Here is a 19828-nt window from a genome sequence, read left to right on the forward strand (position 1 = left end):
AAGTGATGTTCACTCCTACATGTCCTTTACCTGTTCGAGATAAAAGCGCAAAATTAAGACGTCAATAACTAGGATTGATTATAGCAATTGCACCACGCACATTCAAGAACAAAAGCACAGGCTAGGAGTAACCTTTCATTAGCGGATCAGAAAAATGCCTTTGTAAACTGATAGATGATCCCGACGACTAGATCGTAAAAGCCCTTTACAGCCCCCTCAAGAAACGAGGCCGTTTTTTGGGTCATATGGTTTTCGGGAGAGTTGGTGGTTCTGATATCTTCGCTGGTTGTACTTTCAACTGCCAGCATCTCAGCCTCTTTATCCGTTTTATTAACAGTCTCCACGTCCTGTTGGACCGCTACATCCACAGGTTCATCATCCTGGTAATCATTAAACTTATCCATTCCCACCACTAAACCTGTTAAAAAGAAAACTGCCAACAACAACAAAACCACCAGAAAACGCATTAATTTCCCTCCTTTGGATTTTTGCTTACTTTCTCAGCTTCCCAATAATAATCACTGAACACTTCAGCAACTGCATCGGCTGTACGATATAGTTCATCAAAGTTATTCTCGACTCCGCCAAATTCTATTAAAACAGCATTCCCAGAAAGGTCCTGGTTGTATACCCCATCGTTTATTGGACCCTTTTTCTTGATAACTCCCCTACTAAGCCCCGGGTATTTGTCCTGAATAAGTTCATGAAGGTCAGTAGCCAATGCCAAATTTTTCTCATAGCTGGAATAATCAGCTCCCACTACAAACGCGATGCGAGCATAACGATTTCCATTAATTGTTTTTGTCGTTTCTGACCTGTCTTGTGAATCGCGGTGAATATCAAATACATATTGAATGTTATCGTTAGTAGAAAAAGCCTCCTTTACAATTTCTCTAGAAGCACGATATGCCTGATGATATTCCCATCCCCGCTTATTCAACATTTGCATGATATCTGTGTTGGCAACCGTGGTTCCTATCCCTTCTTCCTTGAGTGACTTTGCCAACCGATCACTCACTTTTGTGATATTTACCTCTCCATGTTGAGCAAGGTCAGGATCAGTAACCCCCGGTAAATGCGGCAAAAATGATTCCCTGTTATGACTGTTATAGATAAAAACTACATTTCTGTCGCCCGTTGATAACTGTCCCTCTTTTTGATCAGGTTTTTCTATTTCTTCAATTTCCTCAGGCTCATCCACGACAGCCTCTCGGTCTTTCAGAATATCCTCCAGAGGTGGAGCAGATTCAAATGGTAAGTTGGTATAATTGGTTCCTTCCCCCGCAATTATAATTTCATTTTGAAATGTAGCAAAACCCGGTAACTCCTGCCCTAGCAGACTTCGTGTATCGCTGGGTTTAATGCTTGTTGCCATCTGAAAAAAGGTGCTAGATAAGTCAAGCATTGGCATGTCATCCGGATACGCTTCCTTAAATGCCCTGTTTTCCATTCCCATCAAATAAAGAAAGGTTGAGCTGTTCAGATCGCTTGTCCAGTTTGAAATAGTATGCGAGGACAACCTGTATGCTGGAGCTACAGTAGTTAATGCGCCAACAATAATAAAAAGTACCAGTACACTTACTATATATATTCCACTCTTCCTGTACAGATGGCTGAACAGGTTAGGTTTATCATCACGGTTTTTATTGCCGAAATTCATGGTTCCACCCCTCTGAAGTATTTTGCTGATAGTTAAATCTATGAAATATCTTCAGAAGGTAGAACCGATTCTTCTAAGAAAAAAACTCGACATGCGCCTCGTATACAGCACATGTAGAGTTTTTTTATATTAACTTAGATGCAACTAATAGGAAAGAATAACCAAAAATGATAGAGTTGCTTTCAGATTTGTTTTACCGAGTAAATGCAGCAGAGTTATCGACAGTTACCCGTTCATGTAAAGCTGCATTCAGACCGGTTGCAATCAACATCGCCATATCCTTCATAAACCCATCCACTTCCTTGGGGGTTACAATCAGATTATGACCAAGCGGTGTCAGGACTTCCTTTATCAGTGACCTTTTCTCTTCTTCGCTTAATCCACCAACTATCCCGAGAAATGTCTTCCGCTTTTCTTCATCGGGAAGATCTTCGTCAGTCAGCTTCTTCCCTCCAAACGTCATTCCCGCCGGCGCCAGCGATCTTGAAGGACGGTCCTTCTCTTTCCACTCTCTGCCGAAATGTTTGAGAATAAAATCGATTGTGTCGCTGGTAATAGTCGCTGCATCTACTACCGTAGGAACACCTATAGCGAACACTGGAATACCGAGTGTTTCCTGACTAAGCTCTTTACGCTTATTACCTACGCCTGAGCCTGGATGAATCCCTGCATCAGATAACTGAATTGTTTCATTAACACGCTCAATTGACCTAGAAGCAAGCGCATCGACGGCGATTACAAAGTCTGGATTAAATTTCTCTACTATCCCAAAAATAATATCACTTGTTTCCATGCCGGTTACCCCCATTACCCCTGGGACAACAGATGCAACTGGCCGATACCCTTCTGATACTGACTGATGTTCCATCTTAAATAGGTGACTTGTAACCAGAATCTTCTCAGCGGTCATTGGTCCAAGTGCGTCTGGTGTAACATTCCAGTTACCGAGCCCAACAATCAGGCCCGTTGCCTCTTTAGTGACCTTGTTTTTGGCCAGCAACTGTTCCAGTTCCTTGGAAAATATTTTGGCTGCTGTCTCCTGTCGAGCGGTATCCTGTTTCTTTACCCCATCGGCATAGATGGTTATGTAAGAACCTGGCTTCTTGCCAATCAGTTCCCCGCCCTTTTTATCAATATCCACATACGATATTTTAATATCATCCTGGTGGCGCTCCCTTGTATTAACGCCCGTTATCTCCTGTTGCTGTTCCTTTTCAACGTACATATCCTTTGCTTCGACGGCCAGGTCTGTTCTTACCTGAAACCGCTGTTCATTATCATCCATAATATTTCACTCCTTATGGCATATTGGGCACTTGTCTACTTATTAGCCTTCACTAATAACATAAAAAAATACAGCAGCTGGACATTGCTATTGAAAAGGTTGTGGACGTTTGGTAAAATGTCTTGTGTTATACTTTAGGAATATAAAAGTATAGTTGCTTTCCTGAATGATAATAAGGAAGAGAGTTACTTGGGAGGTGAAACAATGGCTAATATAAAATCCGCAGAAAAACGTATTGATACAAACCAGAAAAAACACGCACAGAACCTGCGCTATAAGTCTGACATGCGTACACATATCAAACGTGTTGAAAAACTGGTAGCAGCAAACGATGCTGAAAATGCTAAGTCTGTATTGCAAGAAACATTCAAGAAAATTGATAAGGCAGTACAACGGGGCGTAATCCATAGCAACAATGGAAACCGTCAGAAATCCCGTCTTACTAAAAAAGTAAACGAAATAAGCGCATAATTATAAGAAAAAACGATCCCTTTTGCAGGATCGTTTTTATTATGTGCAACTTTAACGGCTGATTAAATCATAAAGCAGCAGTTCAAAAGCTAGTTCTTTTTCCATTCTTCCCTGTTTGATTGCCGCATCAGCTTCAGTCAGCTTATCCACGATTTCCTCCAACCGGTTGACAGAAAATTTCCTTTCCCTGTTCAATGCTATTTTGATTACATATGGGTGGGTGGAAATTTGTTTCTGCATCTGTCCCTGACTATAACCCTTTTGTTTGAGAAGTTTAACACGGAGAATGGTCCGAAACTGAAAAGCCAATAATGCAATAAGCCCAATTGGTTCTTCCTTCATTTTTTCCAGGTCTTTATATATGGAAACAGCCTTATGTAAATCACGCTCCATAACCGCATCAACCAATCGTAACGAGGAATTATCCGTACTGTGAGCCACGAGATTTTCAGCAATTTCCTTTGTAACTAAACCCCCTTCTCCAACATAAAAGGAAAGTTTGGTGAGTTCATTACGCAATAAATGTAAGTCGCCTGAAAGCTCTGCCTCAAGCATTTCGTATGCATCGTCTGCTATTGTGATCTTTAGACTTCCAGCAAGGTTGGTTATCCAGTTTTTGACTTCATATTCCTTAATCGGCAAGCATGCCGCAACAGTGCCATTCTTCTTTAGTGTCTTACTTACTTTTTTTCGTTCATCAATTTTTTCATAAGGTGCAATAAAAACGATTACTGAATAGTCAACCGGCTGTGACAAATAATTGGTAAGTGTATCCAGATCATGCTCAAACGGAAGCTTATCCGGTTTAGCCTTTAAAAAAACAGGGTTATTGGCAATGATCAGCTTTCTGTCTCCAAAAAATGGATATGTTTCTGCATCTGTTATAACCTCCTGGATTGGTGTTTCTTCGAGGTCATAAACAGACAGATTTTCATCATCACTATCCGCTAATACATTTTTTGTAATTTGTTTTGTTATATTTTGTATAAAGTATGATTCCGTTCCATATAATAAATATACTGGTGTTATCTGGCCTTTTTTTACCTGTTTCATTACCTCGACATGGGTCATCCGCTTCACTCCAAAATAAACGATATAAATAAATCGTAAAACGGAACCAATGGAATAGCAAGTGATTTTTTTGCAAGTATAAATCAGTATCCCGTAAAAAGAAGGCTATTTTATTTTTTGTTTTTGACACAAAAAATATAAGCTACGAAGTAATAGCGTAGCTTCGCTTCTGCGTCAAACTTTGTATGAAATCTGTTCGTACAGAACATACGACTAGGCCAAAAGGAAAGAGGGAAATTATCAAAGTAATTTCCCTCTGCAATCTATATGAACGCCTGAAGAACAGCCCTAGGAACTGCCTTTCTGGCGGTATTTGTTTATTTATAGAATTTCCCTTAAATCCAAAACTATAGATGTAAACTCTTTCTAAATCTGGTGCCATTTGATTTTCTGAATGAATTTTTGGTTCATAAGTGGATTTTTTTATGTATTTAATTTATACTTGAAGCTGTATAGGAGGGGTAAAAGTGAACGAATTTGAAAAAAACGTCCAATCAAAAAATAACGATGTAGTGGATTCCATAAAAGGCTTTGCGTTCTCATTTATTTTCTTTGTTTTGATTTTTGCAATTGGTGTTGTGATTAGCGTAGCTGGGTCCTAACCCTGCAACACATACTTAGAACATTCAGATCCATATGAAAAAGTTGTGAAAGAGACTGCCCGAAAACAGTCTCTTTTTGTGTTCCACTATAGACTATGGCAAATAGGGCAAAAAGGTTCCCCTGTCATTACGGAAATAATATTGAATCGCCCCGTTCCTATCTGTCCTCCATACTTTAACACCTGCTCCTTTCAGGATTTTTAATACCTCCTGATGCGGATGGCCATATGAATTATCAACCCCTGCTGAAATAAGCGCAAACCCTGGTGATATCTCTTTTACAAATGCTTGGTCTGTTGATGAATTACTTCCATGATGGGCAACTTTCAGAACATCAGCGTGGAGAGATGGATATTTTGCCATAATTTCCTTTTCAGTATTTATTCCAATATCACCAGTAAAAAGCCAGCTTTTACCACCAAGCTTGGTATAAACCACCAATGAGTTTTCATTAGTTGTCTGTCGATCCTGTTGCGGAGAGAGTATGTAGAAGTCCTGTCCGCCAATCTTCAAACGCTCTCTAGGCCCGACCCGCTTAAAGTCTGCTTTTGTGATACTCTGCTGCGTATCTTTATTCATTTTATAGTAATTACTTACAATTACCTCTTTAGCTCCCATATCCCGCAAAATATACGGAAGACTGCCCATATGGTCACTGTCTTCATGCGAGATAAAAATTGCATCAAGCGTATGGATACCTCTTGAATAGAAGAATGGCCTTATTATTTGCTCATAAACCTTCCCGGTCGCTTTATTATTCTCAAAAGACATTTTAGCACCTGCGTCTACCATGATAATCCCTTTTCGGTATGGCAGTTCAACCACGATGGCATCCCCTTGTCCGATATCAAGCATAGTGACTGTGCCTATAGGAGAGAAATATGGCGCAAGCCCAAGCATCAGGATATAGACTGTAAGTAAGCAACCCAAACTGAACGCTCGCTTCAATAGTTGCTGTTCCAGACCCTTCATGAAAAAAAGAAAAATACCATAATAAATCACAGTTTCGCTTAGTGATAATGAACCTAATACCATTGGAAAGTAGGCAATCCCATCCACCATGCCAATAAACGATATAAAGTTCTCGTGAATGGATGTAAATAGCGAATCAAAAAGGGGAAGTATTGGACCGGCCACCGGAGACAAAAGTAGCAGTACAAACATAAACGGGATTACAAACAGCGAAAAATAGGGAACAATTAGGACATTCAATAAAATAGAGAGCGGTTGGAAAGTATAAAAGTAGAGTAACTGGAGTGGAAGTATTACCATCTGACATACGAAGCTGATTTTCAGAACGGTGAAAAAGGGTGAGGTTGACTGTGCAATCCAATTCTTCGAAAGCAGTAGTCCCATTGTGACACTGAAGGATAATTGAAAACCAATGTTATAAATCATATATCGATCAATCAGTACAAGGAGGATAAATGCAATACTGAGTACATCCGTGATACTAATTTTATAATTTACTTTGCTCAAAAGGATAAAAAACAAAACCATTATTCCAGCACGCCACACGGATGGCTCACCACCAGCTAGTACAGCGTATAAGGGAAGAAATAGAACGAGCGCCCACTGTGCCTTCTCCCTCGTTAAAATATTCATCTTTAGTAATAAGAAGTATACGAAACCAACTAGAAGTCCGACATGCAAACCCGAAATAGCAAGCAAGTGAGACAAATTCCATCGTTGAAACAACTCTATAAGTTCCTTTCCCATCGTAGAGTCGTCACCGAGTACGAGAGCATTTAGCCATGCCGCAGTATGCTTGGTCAACTTTTCAGAAGTATATACAAGCAGGGCTCTCCGCAAGGAATGTATTCTGCTAAATACAGACGCTCCATCACAACTCACTTGATCGAGCGATGAAATGACCATTTGGTGTGTTATTCCTTTTGCGAGCAAAAACTTCCGGTAATCAAATTGACCCGGGTTCCTGCCACCTTCTGGCAATTCAACCTTACCAGTAAGCTGGCATACTGCGCCATGGTTTAGATGGTATACCGGTTCTTGCTGTTTTAGAAAATAGACGACCTGAAGTTTGCGGTTCGTGCCTTCTTCTGTAAGTACAAATTCAATTTTGGATGCAGAGCTCTTAACCGGGGAGGAAATTCTTCCGATAATAGGTGAGGAATTTTGCGGCGGTTCAAGTTTAGGGAGTGTATTCAAGTCAGGGAGCTGAAAGAAGAGATATATTGGGATGGCCAGGGAAATCAATATACAGATTTTCCCCAACCTCCCCTTCTTATATAAAAGAAGAATCCATAGAAAATAAATTAGAATAAACCAATTGCTGTGTAAAATAATTGTAAGTGCGCTGAAGACTGTGCCAATCGCTGGGAAATGCCAATACCCCTTCATCAGCTTACCGGATATTAAATAATTCTTCTGCTTCTGTTTTTAGGGTCGCGTATTTTTCTGTGTCATTCGAAACCGCCTCAAGTTCTTCAAGCAGTTCACGGATATATTTTTCTTTTTTATTGTACTGGGTATCGACGGCCAGGTAGGTGAGTTCCACCTTTTTCGTTTGCACACCTGCTTCCTTAAATAACTCGATAGCATATGGATGGTTCTTATAATCTTCAGCATAATAGACTGCCTTGATTCCACCCTGAATAATCTGTTTGCAACATTGGAGGCACGGGAAATGTGTAACATATAGTTCAGCACCCTCCGTTGGGACCCCAAACTTCGCACATTGCAGAAGCGCATTTGCTTCCGCATGGACTGTCCGGACACAATGGCCATCAATCACATAACAACCTTCATCAACACAATGAACACTGCCAGAGACACTGCCATTATACCCACCGGCGATGATTCGTTTATCCCGAACAACGGTTGCTCCCACCATGAGTCTAGTACATGTGCTTCGGAGGGCCAGCAGTTGGCTTTGGGCCATATAATACTGATCCCAAGAAATTCGTTCCATAAAAATTAACCACCTTTTTAATATATTTTTTCAGTTTATCTTTATTTGCCCTATTACGTCAACAACCCTCCAGACTCAATCATGGGATCTGAATGAAATCCCTTAAATTTTCCAATGTCTTTTCACCAATCCCAGAAACTTCCAGCAAATCCTCTACTTTTTGAAATAAACCATTTTCATCCCTGTACTCAATGATGGCCTGGGCTTTGGAAGGTCCTATTCCGTTTAATGTCTCGATCTCTTCCTGTGTGGCATAATTCACCCTTACCTTCCCATCTCCTGCCGGTCCTGTAGTCATGCTTGGTATATTCTCACCTTTCTCAGGAATGAGAATGAGCATTTCGTCTTGTACCTTCTGTGCCAAATTCACCATTTTCTGATCCGCGTCAGCAGTAAAACCTCCTGCCTGCTTTATAACATCATTAACCCTTGAATCAGGTGATGTCTTGTAAACGCCGGGATGTCGGACAGCCCCTTTCACATCCACTATTACCGTTTCAGAACGTTCCTGCTTTTGCTCTTTCACTAGCAAAGTATCCTCAGATGGTACGGATTCCACCTGTTTACTTTCCGGTATTTTGCTGTTACTTATCCATAAAAAAATTCCAATTGCCGGGATGATTAAGAGAAGAAAGAGGTTTCTTCGTAGAATGGAAAACATGGAGCCACTTCCTTTAGAGGTTTTCAGAGGGGATAATCGTATAACTGCATTTACTTATTTCGACATCGTTCGTAAAAACTCCTGCAAAAAAATACGACTGGAAAAAATTATTTTTCCAGCCGCTTTTCAGCAACGATAAACACTCTTTCTGTATTTTCATAGAGACTTTCATCATCAAGTGAGAAATCCCCTGTAACGTGCATGACCCGAAAGCCTGTTTGATTGAGTAATCGCTGGTAAAAATCAATTGAAAAGGTCCGTTGATGGTGATACTCATCAAATCGAATATAATGCTCCTCATCCCGTACAAAGAACGTCAGGTCGTGATACATTTCCCCTTCGTTTTCTCCCTCTGTACATTCCCAGATATAAGCAATATCGTCCCCGGTCTCGGTAAACGTATGATTAATAAAATTAGAGCGGACATGATATAACGAATGAACGTCAAACAGGAAAAGTCCCCCAGGTTTTAATGTATCGGCAATGTTCTTGAAAGTCGCCAATAGCTCAGAATCTTCCGTAACATAGTTTATGACATCACAATAGCTGACCGCCAAATCCTTATCTCTTATTCCCTGCAGTGTTCTTATATCTTGATGAATCCACTGAATAGGTAACTTTTCCTCACTGGCCCGCTGTTCAGCATAGCTGAGCATCTCGGACGAGTAATCAACCCCAGTCATACTATACCCGTTGCGAGCTAATCGGGTGGTTATTTGGCCTGTACCACACCCTAAATCAACGACTGATTTTACATTCTTGCCAGATTTTTTGATCACATGCTCTGTAAAATGTACCCAGTTATCATATGGAGCATCATTCATCAGGTGATCGTAGACTGCAGCCATTTGCTGGTAAGCCATGGTTATCCGTTATTTCCTGTATTCAGCTCAACTTGTGAGGCATCACCCCAAAGTCGCTCAAGGTTATAATAAGACCGCTCGTCTTTATGGAAAACATGGCAGACAATGTCTCCCAGGTCAACTAGGATCCAACGTGCCTGTTCAAATCCTTCCATACGGTTAATGTGTATATCTTTTTCTTCAAGTGAGTCTTTTATTGATCTGGCAATAGCCTGTACCTGACGTTCATTGCTACCGTGGCAAATCAAAAAATAATCTGTCATCAGAGAAACTTCTTTCATATTCAGTACTACAATGTCTTCTGCTCGTTTATCGTCACATGCCTCAGCGGCGATGTGGATGATTTCTTCATTATTCATGAAATTAACTACCTCCATTTATACGTTTCGTTAAGTCATTATACGCGTAAAAAGTATCCGGATAAACTGTTGCATGCCTGCTGACCAAAAACCGGATAGTGTTAGCGAGCGCCATCCAGGCTGAGCGGGTAAGGTCTTGTTTTGCCATTTCTCTTACTTCCTCAACTCCTGGAAAATTTCTTCCTGGTTCAATATAGTCAGCAACAAAAATTATTTTATCCATCATGCTCATATTCGCTCTGCCTGTTGTATGATACCTTATAGCGCTATGTATTTCGTGATCCTCTATTCCATATTCCTGCTCAACAAGCACCGAAGCAACAGGACCATGCCAAAGTTCCGAATGATACTCAAAAAGATCCTTCGGCAAATCATTCTTTAGGATAACTTTTTTCATATCTTCTAGCGGAAAATATTTGGCATAGTCATGAAAAATTGCAGCCATTTCCACTTTTTCGATTGATTCATTATAAATGGTTGCCAGCTCAACAGCGGTGTCTGCCACACGCAAGGTATGTTCAAAACGTTCACGCTTTAAAAAGGGTTCCACGATTTTAATCGCTTCTTCTTTATTCATATAAATCCTTCTCCTTAATATAGGTTTCCACCGGTTCAGGCACCTGATATTTAACAGATATTCCGTTCTGAAGGCGTTCTCTGATCGCCGTGGAAGAGACTTCAATAGTAGGAATTTGCACTTTTATAACCGGATACTCGCTTTTCACTTTATAACCCTGACGTTCAACACCTACAAACTTAACCAATTCAGTTAATTCCTCGATATCTTTCCATTTTGGCAGGTACTCAACCATATCTGCTCCAATAATGAAGTAAAAGTCAGTGTTTGGATTTTCATCTCTTAATTGTCTGATTGTATCAATCGTGAATGATTTTCCAGGGCGTTCTATCTCAATTGGATTCAGTTTAAAATATTCATTTGTACTGATTGCGTACCTTACCATTTCTGCTCTGTCCACTGCGTCGGTTGTCGCCTTTTGCTTGTGAGGTGGTTCTTGGGAAGGGATAAACCATATTTCATCAAGCCCCAGGTTAGCCCTTACTTCTTCTGCAATTATTAAATGCCCAAGATGCGGGGGATCAAATGTGCCCCCCAATAAACCAATCTGTTTCATGATAAACTCCTTTACGGAAGCTGAATATGTTTGTTTTCCTCTGACTCTTTATAAAGTACAATATTATTTCCGATAATCTGAACAATCTCTGCTCCAGTACCGTTTGACAACTGTTCTGCAACTGTATTCTTATCTTCAAGACAGTTCTGCAGAATGCTGACTTTGATCAATTCCCTTTTCTCGAGTGCCTCGTTTATTTGTTCTATCATATTTTCATTTACACCCGTTTTACCCACCTGAAAAATCGGTTTCAGATGATGTGCTTCTGAGCGTAAATACCGTTTTTGTTTGCCTGTAAGCATTACGATCTTCCTTCCAGAATATTTTTTAGTTGCTGATCCATATTTCCTATGGGTACTTTTTTGTTTGTCCATAATTCAAACGCGGCCTGCGCCTGATATAACAGCATCGTGTGCCCGTAATGAATAGCCGCACCCTTTGCTTGTGCTTCCTGCAGAAATGCAGTTTGGATAGGCTGATAAACAATATCGCTAGCTATACAGCCTTCCTCTATTGATTGTAGCGACATAACTTTTCCTTCCACGTTCGGTTTCATACCTACCGACGTAGTCTGGATAACCAAATCGTACTCGCCTAAATTATTCTCTGCCTCTATAAGGGTAAGCACGTCTGTTTGGACTCCCTCCCTGTCAACAGCGGCGATTGCATGTGCACTTTCAGCAGTCCGATTCGCAATATCTATGCGCGTAAAGCCTTCTGCTACAAGAGCGTAATAAATCCCGCGCGAAGCTCCTCCAGCTCCAATAATCAAAACCTTTCTTGATTTATCCTTACTGAAAGAAGGGAATTTACTATTCAATGCTGCCACGTATCCCGTTCCATCCGTATTATAACCAATCCATTGTCCATCTTTATAGACTACTGTATTAACGGCACCAATGGCCGCTGCATTTTTGTCCAAACCATCCAGATACGGAACAATCTTTGTTTTATATGGAACAGTTACGTTAAACCCATTAATTCCTTCTGTTTTTATCCTTTCCAGTTCTTCTTCAAATGAGTCTTCAGGACTGATTTGAATCGATTCGTACTCCCCTGCAATATCCGATTTTTCCAGGAAACGACCGTGAATCCACGGTGACAGGGAATGTCCAATCGGAAATCCTATTAACCCTAGTTTCATCATATATCTCCCCCTAAGTAAATGACCTGCGTTGTGACACATTAACCCCTTTTGGACTGTGCACCGCTACTGTTAATTCGCCGGACGGGATTGTGACCCAACCTAAACCTGGAAAGACAATATCTGTATTCCCTTCCGTAATCCTGAATGTGTTAGCAGTGAGTTCAGGAATAATTTCCAGTGTATCTTTATCCGGAGGGGATAAAAGACCGCCCAGATGCTCTTTGTATAATTCATCTGCCTTTTCAATTTTTGTTCGGTGGATTGGCAGGTTATTAGCAAAATAACAGACGAAAGATTGCCGTTCGCCTTTTATGAAATCAAGCCGGGCTAGTCCGCCAAAATAAAGTGTCTGCCCACTGTTCAACTGATACACTCGTGGTTTAATTTCTTTTTTCGGTGTAATCACTTTCAGATCGTTGTCAGAAACATAATGTGCCATTTGCTGTTTATTTACTATTCCCGGTGTATCAATCAAGGCTGTTTGATCATCAAGTGGAATCTGTATAAACCCTAACGTGGTTCCAGGAAAATAGGAAGTCGTTATTACATCTGATTCACCGGTTGACTGTTTGATCAGACGGTTTATAAAGGTGGATTTTCCTACATTTGTTGTTCCCACAATAAAGACATCCTGCTTATTCCTGTGATATTCAATTGTTTCAGCCAGCGCATCCATCCCATGACCTTTCACGGAGGAGATTAGATAGACGTTTTCTACATTAATGCCTGCTTCTTTAGCAGATGAACGGAGCCATTGAATCAGTTTGTTTTTATTTGTAGATTTAGGTAATAGGTCCATTTTGTTTCCAACAAGCAGAACCGGTTTATTCCCAACTATCCGTGGTAATCCACTGATCAAGGTTCCACTTACATCAAAAATATCGATCACATGAACGACCAGACCATTCCTATCCCTGATACGACTGACCATTGACAGAAAATCATCATCGGTAATCGAGACATCCTGAATTTCATTATAATGTTTTAGTCGGAAACACCGCTGACATAACACTGTCTCACGATCTAATGCTGATTTTGGTGTGTACCCGGGATGTGTTTCATCGGAAGTCTGGACTTCGATTCCGCAGCCCTGACAATTTATTTCAGTCACAATTATTCCTCCCAGCTTATCTTCCCTTTTTTTCGCATATAACTTAGTATTCTTCGCTCGATGGACCGATTAAATCGGGTTATCTTACCATCCGTTTCAACAATCGGTACCACAAGAATAGTGTAGAAGCCCGCAAAATTACCACCAAGCACATCTGTCAGCAATTGATCACCAATTACCACTACCTCATCTTTCGGCAATCGCATTTCTTTTGCGGCACTTACAAACGCACGGCTGAGGGGCTTTCTAGCACTGAAAACAAATGGTGCATCCAACGGCTCCGAGAATATTTCAACCCGTTCCTGGTTATTATTTGAGATAATAGTCACTTTGATGTCCTGTTCTTTCATTTGCTTAAACCACTGGATTATTTCCGGAGTAGCTTCGCGTACATTCCAAGCTACAAGTGTATTATCAAGGTCGGTAATAATTCCTTTGATACCCTTTTTCCTCAGTACTGTAGGTTGAATATCAAAAATACTTTTCACATGTTCGTTTGGTAGAAATCGTTTCAGCAATACTTACACCTCTGCAATCATTATTATTATCAGAACACTAGTATATATTTTTTTACAGTCAATGCAGAATGATATTATATCTTAATCCTATAATATCTTTCTACAATAATAAAGAAATAATGGAATATCATGGTGTCCACAACTAACTATTTACCCGTAGAAATATACCAAAAACCGTTCGACAAATTCCTTCATTATTCGAGTTGGGGATAACTTTGTTCACAAAATCAACAGCGAAATATCAACATTGTTCGCCTGTTTTGTCATTTTATACACAAGTTATCTACAGGCGGATGTAGATAACTCACATCTTGTTATGCCTATAAATTCATGGTAAATTATTAACTATCAACACAGGAAATAAGAGATTCAGAAAGATTAGGAGGGCGCGTTTATGGAGCATTTGTCGGATGAATTGTTGTTGGAATCCTATTATAAAGCACATGAACTAAATCTAAGCCCTGACTTTTTATATCTTATTGAAAAGGAAATTAGCAGAAGATCCCTGACCATCAAAATCAAATGCTCAAGCTGAGTTCACCAATTATCACCCTGCCAACACTGGCAGGGGTTTTTTATTTTAACTGGGTTTATTTTATGATAAGCTATTTTTTGTATAATTAAATTGAATGTAATGCTGATAAAATAACCCATTTACTATCGCATTGATATCCCCGTATTATCATACAGCTATCCGTATTCATTAAGGGAGGACAACAGTTAAATGATTTACACAGTTTTAATTCCACTTCTGCTTGCTTGTTTTATTCCATTTATCAGTAAATTTAAACATCAAGTACATACCGGAGTATTTGTGTTTTTTATTCCTTTTGGAGTATTTCTATATTTCATACGGTTCGTGGGAGGTAATTTTGAACCATTTAAACATACATATAATTGGATTCCATCTCTTGGTATAAACATTGATTTCTACTTGGACGGACTCAGCCTGCTTTTTGTTTTGCTTATAAGCGGGATTGGTTCACTGGTAGTTTTATACTCTATCTACTATTTACATAGTACAGAGCGCCTTGGTCATTTTTATGTTTACCTGATGATGTTTATGGCAGCTATGCTTGGTGTTGTATTGTCCGACAACGTTTTTGTCTTATATACATTCTGGGAATTGACTTCTATTTCATCATTTTTGCTGATTGGATACTGGGATCATAATAAACGCTCGAGATATGGTGCACAAAAATCATTGCTGATTACTATTTTTGGTGGTCTCAGCATGTTTGGCGGGTTTATTTTATTATCAGTTGTTACGGGGACTACTAGTATTCAGGCCATGATTGATCAGAAAGATGTTATACTTGAGAGCGGATATCTTCCATTGATACTCGGCTTCGTCCTGCTTGGTGCGTTTACTAAATCAGCGCAATTTCCATTCCATATCTGGTTGCCAGATGCCATGGAAGCTCCTACACCAGTAAGTGCTTACCTGCATTCAGCAACAATGGTTAAAGCAGGTCTCTTTCTGATTGCCAGATTTTCACCGGTGTTCTCTGAGTATGTATGGTTCTTCATAATCGTCAGTGCCGCAGGGATTCTCACTCTATGTTGGGGATCGTATATGGCAGTTCGCCAAACAGATTTAAAAGCTATCCTGGCCTTCTCCACAATCAGTCAATTGGGAATGATTATGGCCATGCTTGGTTTTGGTACAGAGGTCGCTGTTTTTGCTGCAGTCTTCCATATACTCAACCACGCCACATTTAAAGGAAGCTTATTTATGGTTGCCGGGATTGTTGACCATGAGACAGGTACCCGGGATATCAGGAAACTGGGCGGTTTAATGACATTTATGCCGATGACGGCAACCCTTGCCCTGTTCGGTACATTTTCGATGGCAGGTGTACCTCTACCGTTTCTGAACGGTTTTTACAGTAAAGAGCTTTTCTTTGACGCAACACTTCACCTATCTGAAGGACTAAATAGCGTAGCTGCATTTCTAGTTGCGGTTATACCGTATCTTGCAGTATTCGGAAGTATCTTTACATTTGTATATTCTCTGTATTTCTTCTTTGGCGTTTTTACTGGAAAAAAACAACTTAACCTTCTTCCGAAGAAACCGCATGAAGCACCAGTCGGTATGCTGATTTCACCAATCGTGCTTGTACTCGGGGTCATCCTGATTGGGATTTTTCCTAACTCAGTTAATGGAACGTTTCTGGCACACGCTGCCGGAGCTGTCTTTAACGATGATGTTGTGCATCCTGTAAAATACTGGCACGGATGGGACTCTAGGGCATTTCAGATGTCATTAATTGTGGTCGGATTAGGAAGCATCCTCGTTGCTACAAGAACCAAATGGAATAAGGTGTATAGTGTGCTTCCAGGGAGTCTAAGCTTCAACCGAGCGTATGACTTTCTGATAGAGAAGTTGAATACTTTTTCAGGCAAATTGACAACTTCCTATATGACAGGCTCACTTCGTTTGTATATGTCGATCATCTTGGCGACAATACTGCTGGTAACAGGTGTATTTATGTTTATGACCAATGGATTTACACTTGACTTCAACCGTCTTGCAAAAGTAACCGTAATTGAAGTGGCAATCGTTATTACTATGATAGTGGCAGCTTTCGCGACTATTTTTACTCGTTCAAACCTTGCTGCAATCCTGTTGCTTGGGGTGGTCGGTTATGGAATTTCAATATTATTTGTTATATACAGGGCACCAGATCTTGCATTGACGCAGTTCATTATTGAAACGGTGACAGTTGCATTGTTTATCCTTTGTTTTTATCACCTGCCAAACCTGCAGCACCGTGATGAGTCGCTGGGAGCCATCACATCCAACACGTTAATTTCGGCAGGGTTTGGTTTGCTGATGACGGTCGTCGGCATTTCTTCATTCAGTTCAGACTGGTTTGGAACAATCTCGGATTATTTTCTTGAAAAGTCCCATTCACTTGGTGGCGGGGATAACGTGGTCAACGTCATCCTAGTTGATATGAGAGGTTTGGATACACTGTTTGAAATAACTGTTCTGGGGATTGCTGCCCTGGCCATTTACAGCCTCATAAAATTAAAAGTCAACAAGGGGGCGAAATAAATGGAGATTATCATTTGCATACTTGCAGGAATACTTTTTGCAACTGGTATTTATAATTTGCTTCAGAAACAGCTGTTGCGGATTATTATTGGTACAGGTCTAATCACACATGGCGCTCATTTGTTCATCCTCACAATGGGTGAATTGAAGGATGGAAAACCGCCTATTCTTACACATGGAATTGATGATTACGTCGATCCACTACCACAAGCGCTGATCCTGACATCCATCGTTATCAGTTTTGGAATAACCAGCCTATTGCTGGTGCTTGCCTACCGGGCGGCTAATGAAAATAATACAGACAATATGGAAGAATTAAGGGGCAACGAAAATGAGTAGCAACTTAGCAGTATTACCAATCATCATCCCGTTATTATCGGGGATAATTCTAGCTTTCTTTCCAAAAAAATTAAAAGCTGTCAGAACACTTACTAAGCTTTTTACCATAATAAGTCTTGCAGTCGTAAGTTATACTGCATGGTCCGTATTTAACAACGGGGCCATTATACTCGAGACAGGTGGATGGGCGGCGCCTTATGGAATTGTACTGGTAGCTGATTCATTGGCAATACTAATGGTTTTGACTACCAATGTAATTGCTGTAGCATGTGCTTTCTATGCTCCCCTTTCACTTGATAAACAAAAAGAAGAATCCTATTTTTATTCATTCTTCTTTTTCCTGATTACTGGTGTATCAGGTGCTTTTCTGACGGGCGATATCTTTAACCTGTTTGTTTTCTTTGAGGTGCTTTTAATGGCCTCTTATGCATTAATTGTTCTTGGCGGCGGTAAGGTACAACTGAGAGAATCAATTAAATATGTCCTGATCAACCTGTTTTCCTCCATGCTGTTCGTTACCACAGTTGCATTTCTTTATTCTACGGTCGGAACCATAAATATGGCGCAGATCGCTCAGCGTGTACAGGATGTTGATCAGCGTGGTATTCTTACCACAATTGGCATCCTTTTATTCTTTGTATTTGCAACGAAAGCAGCTCTATTTCCATTGTATTATTGGATGCCTAAATCATATATTGTTCCTAACCCAGTTATTTCAGCGCTATTTGGGGCATTACTTACTAAAGTAGGAATCTATTCAATCATCCGCGTGTTTACACTTATTTTTGTACACGATACAGATTTAACCCATGAAATGTTTATATGGATAGCCGGTTTATCAATGCTCTTTGGTATATTAGGGGCATTATCTACCAATAATATAAAATTAATCATAGCTTATAACATTATTCCTTCAATTGGTTTTATTTTAATGGGAATTGGGGTTTTTACGGAAACAGCTGTTGCCGGATCAGTATACTACCTTATTCATGACATGCTGATTAAAACTATTTTATTCTTGCTAGTTGGAATAGTTGTTTATGTAGCCGGTACTTCAGACTTACGTAAATTCAGTGGTCTGATTCATCACTATCCAGTTCTTGGCTGGCTGCTATTCCTCTCTGCATTTGTTCTCGCAGGGATCCCGCCTTTTAGCGGTTTTATCGGAAAGCTACTCCTTCTCAAAGGTGCCCTTTCTGAAGGCGAGGTTGGAATTGTTATTGTCGCCCTGCTATCAAGCCTGCTGATTCTCTATTCAATTATGAAGATTTTCATTATGGGATTCTGGGGAGAAAAAGACGAAACGCTCGAAAAGAAACCAGTCGGAAAGATGCTCACACCTGTTGCATGCCTGCTGTCACTTTCCGTATTTATCGGTGTCGGTGCCGAATTTATTTATCCGCCGATTGAATCCATTTCTGCATATCTGCTTGATCCGCAAACCTATATTGATTCTGTCCTAAAGGAGTAATGTTCTATGGCATTTCAAATTTTGATAAATGTTGTAATTGCTGTCATGTGGATGTTTTTAAGTGAAAGCTATACCGGGGCAAGCTTTTTGTCCGGCTACATACTAGGAATGCTTTTGCTGCTTTTGCTTAACAAATTTATTCCGGACGCCTTTTACATGAGGAAAGTATTCAAGATTTTAAATTTGATTATACTTTTTATTAAAGAGCTGATCACCTCCAATGTGGAGATTATTAAGATGGTTTACAAACCGAACCTTGAGTTCGAACCAGGTATTTTTGCCATGCCTACAGACCTGAAGAGCAACTGGGAAATTACCCTGCTTGCAAATCTGATTTCATTGACTCCGGGTACTTTATCGGTGGCAGTCTCACATGACAATACCCATATATATATTCACGCCATTGACATTGACGATATTGACGAGGCGATTGATTCAATTAGGAATACATTTGAAAAAGCTATATCTGAGGTGACACGCTAATGGATTTGTTAACAGGAACCGAAACCTTTCTTTCAATAATTACGAATGTCTGTATCATAGGAATAGCTGTATCACTCATTATGCTCCTTTGGCGGACAGTTGTTGGGCCAACCAACGCTGACCGTGCAGTGGCGCTTGATGCAATCGGGATCAATCTTATGGGACTTGCTGCCCTGATGACGATAAAAGTGGAAACCACGAAGTTTACAGATGTAATACTTCTGATCGGAATTTTACTGTTTATCGGTACCCTGGCGATAGCAAAATTCTTGGAAAAGGGTGTTATCATTGATAGAAACTTGGATTAAAATCATCCTCAATATACTAACTGCCTTTTTCTTACTGTCAGGAACATTTTTTATTTTCTCAAGTTCCATCGGTATTATCCGCTTTCCGGATGTTTATACACGGCTACATGCAGCTACAAAAGCATCTACTCTAGGAATTGCAGGTGTGTTGATCGGCTCCTTCCTATATTTATATGTTTCACATGATATTGTCAGTGGGAAACTATTACTGGCTATCGTATTCACCCTCTTGACCGCCCCGGTATCTGGCCATATGATTTCACGTGCGGCCCACCGGCATGGTGTTAAGCCTGTAACCAAGAATAGAACGGACGAATATGAAGAAGCTATACAAAAACAAACACAGAAATAAT

General features: G+C 40.2%; 24 protein-coding genes. 9 read left to right on the top strand and 15 right to left on the bottom strand.

Going from position 1 to position 19828, the window contains the following annotated elements; genetic code table 11:
• Nucleotides 1-146: 146 nt before the first annotated feature.
• The 3 genes from ACFO3D_RS11695 to gpr all read right to left on the bottom strand — a co-directional run bounded on the left by ACFO3D_RS11695 (nucleotide 147) and on the right by gpr (nucleotide 2945).
• Complete coding sequence (locus ACFO3D_RS11695) at nucleotides 147-467, bottom strand: hypothetical protein (protein ID WP_390296150.1); 321 nt, start codon at nucleotides 465-467, stop codon at nucleotides 147-149.
• Nucleotides 467-1660 (bottom strand): stage II sporulation protein P, encoded by a 1194-nt coding sequence (gene spoIIP / locus ACFO3D_RS11700; RefSeq protein ID WP_390296152.1) that lies wholly within the window; start codon nucleotides 1658-1660, stop codon nucleotides 467-469. The genes ACFO3D_RS11695 and spoIIP overlap by 1 nt, the downstream gene beginning before the upstream one ends.
• A 193-nt stretch (nucleotides 1661-1853) precedes the next feature.
• On the bottom strand, nucleotides 1854-2945 hold the full coding sequence (gene gpr, locus ACFO3D_RS11705; protein WP_390296154.1) for a GPR endopeptidase: 1092 nt from the start codon (nucleotides 2943-2945) through the stop codon (nucleotides 1854-1856).
• Nucleotides 2946-3149: 204 nt separating this feature from the next.
• Between gpr and rpsT the strand changes: the two genes are divergently transcribed.
• On the top strand, nucleotides 3150-3416 hold the full coding sequence (gene rpsT / locus ACFO3D_RS11710; RefSeq protein ID WP_390296156.1) for a 30S ribosomal protein S20: 267 nt from the start codon (nucleotides 3150-3152) through the stop codon (nucleotides 3414-3416).
• 51 nt (nucleotides 3417-3467) lie between these two features.
• Here rpsT and holA read toward each other — a convergent pair whose 3' ends face one another.
• A complete protein-coding gene (holA, locus tag ACFO3D_RS11715; RefSeq protein WP_390296158.1) occupies nucleotides 3468-4487 on the bottom strand; it encodes a DNA polymerase III subunit delta in 1020 nt (339 codons plus the stop codon).
• Between the two features lie 467 nt (nucleotides 4488-4954).
• Here holA and ACFO3D_RS11720 point away from each other — a divergent pair, with 467 nt between their 5' ends.
• Nucleotides 4955-5089: a YqzM family protein gene (locus tag ACFO3D_RS11720; protein ID WP_390296160.1), complete on the top strand. Its 135-nt coding sequence runs from the start codon at nucleotides 4955-4957 to the stop codon at nucleotides 5087-5089.
• Between the two features lie 93 nt (nucleotides 5090-5182).
• Here the strand turns inward: ACFO3D_RS11720 and ACFO3D_RS11725 are convergent, their stop codons facing one another.
• The 11 genes from ACFO3D_RS11725 to ACFO3D_RS11775 all read right to left on the bottom strand — a co-directional run bounded on the left by ACFO3D_RS11725 (nucleotide 5183) and on the right by ACFO3D_RS11775 (nucleotide 13813).
• Nucleotides 5183-7450: a DNA internalization-related competence protein ComEC/Rec2 gene (locus ACFO3D_RS11725; RefSeq protein WP_390296162.1), complete on the bottom strand. Its 2268-nt coding sequence runs from the start codon at nucleotides 7448-7450 to the stop codon at nucleotides 5183-5185.
• A gap of 4 nt (nucleotides 7451-7454) precedes the next feature.
• Nucleotides 7455-8021 (bottom strand): ComE operon protein 2, encoded by a 567-nt coding sequence (locus ACFO3D_RS11730; protein WP_390296164.1) that lies wholly within the window; start codon nucleotides 8019-8021, stop codon nucleotides 7455-7457.
• 79 nt (nucleotides 8022-8100) lie between these two features.
• Entirely contained in the window at nucleotides 8101-8682 is a 582-nt protein-coding gene (locus ACFO3D_RS11735; protein WP_390296166.1) for a helix-hairpin-helix domain-containing protein, read from the bottom strand.
• Between the two features lie 107 nt (nucleotides 8683-8789).
• Entirely contained in the window at nucleotides 8790-9545 is a 756-nt protein-coding gene (locus tag ACFO3D_RS11740) for a class I SAM-dependent DNA methyltransferase (protein WP_390296168.1), read from the bottom strand.
• A 2-nt stretch (nucleotides 9546-9547) separates the two neighbouring features.
• On the bottom strand, nucleotides 9548-9904 hold the full coding sequence (rsfS, locus tag ACFO3D_RS11745) for a ribosome silencing factor (protein ID WP_390296170.1): 357 nt from the start codon (nucleotides 9902-9904) through the stop codon (nucleotides 9548-9550).
• Between the two features lie 4 nt (nucleotides 9905-9908).
• Nucleotides 9909-10481 carry a bis(5'-nucleosyl)-tetraphosphatase (symmetrical) YqeK gene (gene yqeK, locus ACFO3D_RS11750; RefSeq protein WP_390296172.1) on the bottom strand — a complete coding sequence of 191 codons (573 nt, stop codon included), beginning with the start codon at nucleotides 10479-10481 and terminating at the stop codon, nucleotides 9909-9911.
• Nucleotides 10474-11037: a nicotinate-nucleotide adenylyltransferase gene (locus ACFO3D_RS11755; protein WP_390296174.1), complete on the bottom strand. Its 564-nt coding sequence runs from the start codon at nucleotides 11035-11037 to the stop codon at nucleotides 10474-10476. Before ACFO3D_RS11755 ends, yqeK begins: the two co-directional genes overlap by 8 nt.
• Before the next feature lie 11 nt (nucleotides 11038-11048).
• Nucleotides 11049-11339 (bottom strand): ribosome assembly RNA-binding protein YhbY, encoded by a 291-nt coding sequence (yhbY, locus tag ACFO3D_RS11760; protein WP_390296176.1) that lies wholly within the window; start codon nucleotides 11337-11339, stop codon nucleotides 11049-11051.
• Nucleotides 11339-12181 (bottom strand): shikimate dehydrogenase, encoded by an 843-nt coding sequence (gene aroE, locus ACFO3D_RS11765; RefSeq protein ID WP_390296341.1) that lies wholly within the window; start codon nucleotides 12179-12181, stop codon nucleotides 11339-11341. The genes yhbY and aroE overlap by 1 nt, the downstream gene beginning before the upstream one ends.
• A gap of 13 nt (nucleotides 12182-12194) precedes the next feature.
• On the bottom strand, nucleotides 12195-13295 hold the full coding sequence (gene yqeH / locus ACFO3D_RS11770; protein ID WP_390296178.1) for a ribosome biogenesis GTPase YqeH: 1101 nt from the start codon (nucleotides 13293-13295) through the stop codon (nucleotides 12195-12197).
• 2 nt (nucleotides 13296-13297) lie between these two features.
• Nucleotides 13298-13813 carry a YqeG family HAD IIIA-type phosphatase gene (locus ACFO3D_RS11775; protein WP_390296180.1) on the bottom strand — a complete coding sequence of 172 codons (516 nt, stop codon included), beginning with the start codon at nucleotides 13811-13813 and terminating at the stop codon, nucleotides 13298-13300.
• A gap of 394 nt (nucleotides 13814-14207) precedes the next feature.
• Between ACFO3D_RS11775 and ACFO3D_RS11780 the strand changes: the two genes are divergently transcribed.
• The 7 genes from ACFO3D_RS11780 (at nucleotide 14208) to mnhG (ending at nucleotide 19827) form a co-directional block, all read left to right on the top strand.
• Nucleotides 14208-14348, top strand: coding sequence for a sporulation histidine kinase inhibitor Sda (locus tag ACFO3D_RS11780; RefSeq protein ID WP_390296182.1), 141 nt, complete (start codon nucleotides 14208-14210; stop codon nucleotides 14346-14348).
• Between the two features lie 189 nt (nucleotides 14349-14537).
• Nucleotides 14538-16874, top strand: a complete 2337-nt coding sequence (mbhE, locus tag ACFO3D_RS11785) for a hydrogen gas-evolving membrane-bound hydrogenase subunit E (RefSeq protein WP_390296184.1) — start codon at nucleotides 14538-14540, stop codon at nucleotides 16872-16874.
• The gene (locus ACFO3D_RS11790) at nucleotides 16875-17213 is read left to right on the top strand and encodes a Na(+)/H(+) antiporter subunit C (protein ID WP_390296186.1); all 339 of its coding nucleotides are present in this window, start codon (nucleotides 16875-16877) and stop codon (nucleotides 17211-17213) included.
• The gene (locus ACFO3D_RS11795; RefSeq protein ID WP_390296188.1) at nucleotides 17206-18684 is read left to right on the top strand and encodes a Na+/H+ antiporter subunit D; all 1479 of its coding nucleotides are present in this window, start codon (nucleotides 17206-17208) and stop codon (nucleotides 18682-18684) included. The genes ACFO3D_RS11790 and ACFO3D_RS11795 overlap by 8 nt, the downstream gene beginning before the upstream one ends.
• A 6-nt stretch (nucleotides 18685-18690) precedes the next feature.
• Nucleotides 18691-19167, top strand: coding sequence for a Na+/H+ antiporter subunit E (locus ACFO3D_RS11800; RefSeq protein WP_390296190.1), 477 nt, complete (start codon nucleotides 18691-18693; stop codon nucleotides 19165-19167).
• The gene (locus ACFO3D_RS11805) at nucleotides 19167-19475 is read left to right on the top strand and encodes a Na(+)/H(+) antiporter subunit F1 (RefSeq protein WP_390296192.1); all 309 of its coding nucleotides are present in this window, start codon (nucleotides 19167-19169) and stop codon (nucleotides 19473-19475) included. The genes ACFO3D_RS11800 and ACFO3D_RS11805 overlap by 1 nt, the downstream gene beginning before the upstream one ends.
• On the top strand, nucleotides 19456-19827 hold the full coding sequence (gene mnhG / locus ACFO3D_RS11810; protein ID WP_390296194.1) for a monovalent cation/H(+) antiporter subunit G: 372 nt from the start codon (nucleotides 19456-19458) through the stop codon (nucleotides 19825-19827). The genes ACFO3D_RS11805 and mnhG overlap by 20 nt, the downstream gene beginning before the upstream one ends.
• Nucleotide 19828: the final 1 nt, after the last annotated feature.

This window comes from Virgibacillus kekensis, from assembly GCF_042654125.1.
Taxonomy (GTDB): Bacteria; Bacillota; Bacilli; order Bacillales; family Amphibacillaceae; genus Lentibacillus; species Lentibacillus kekensis.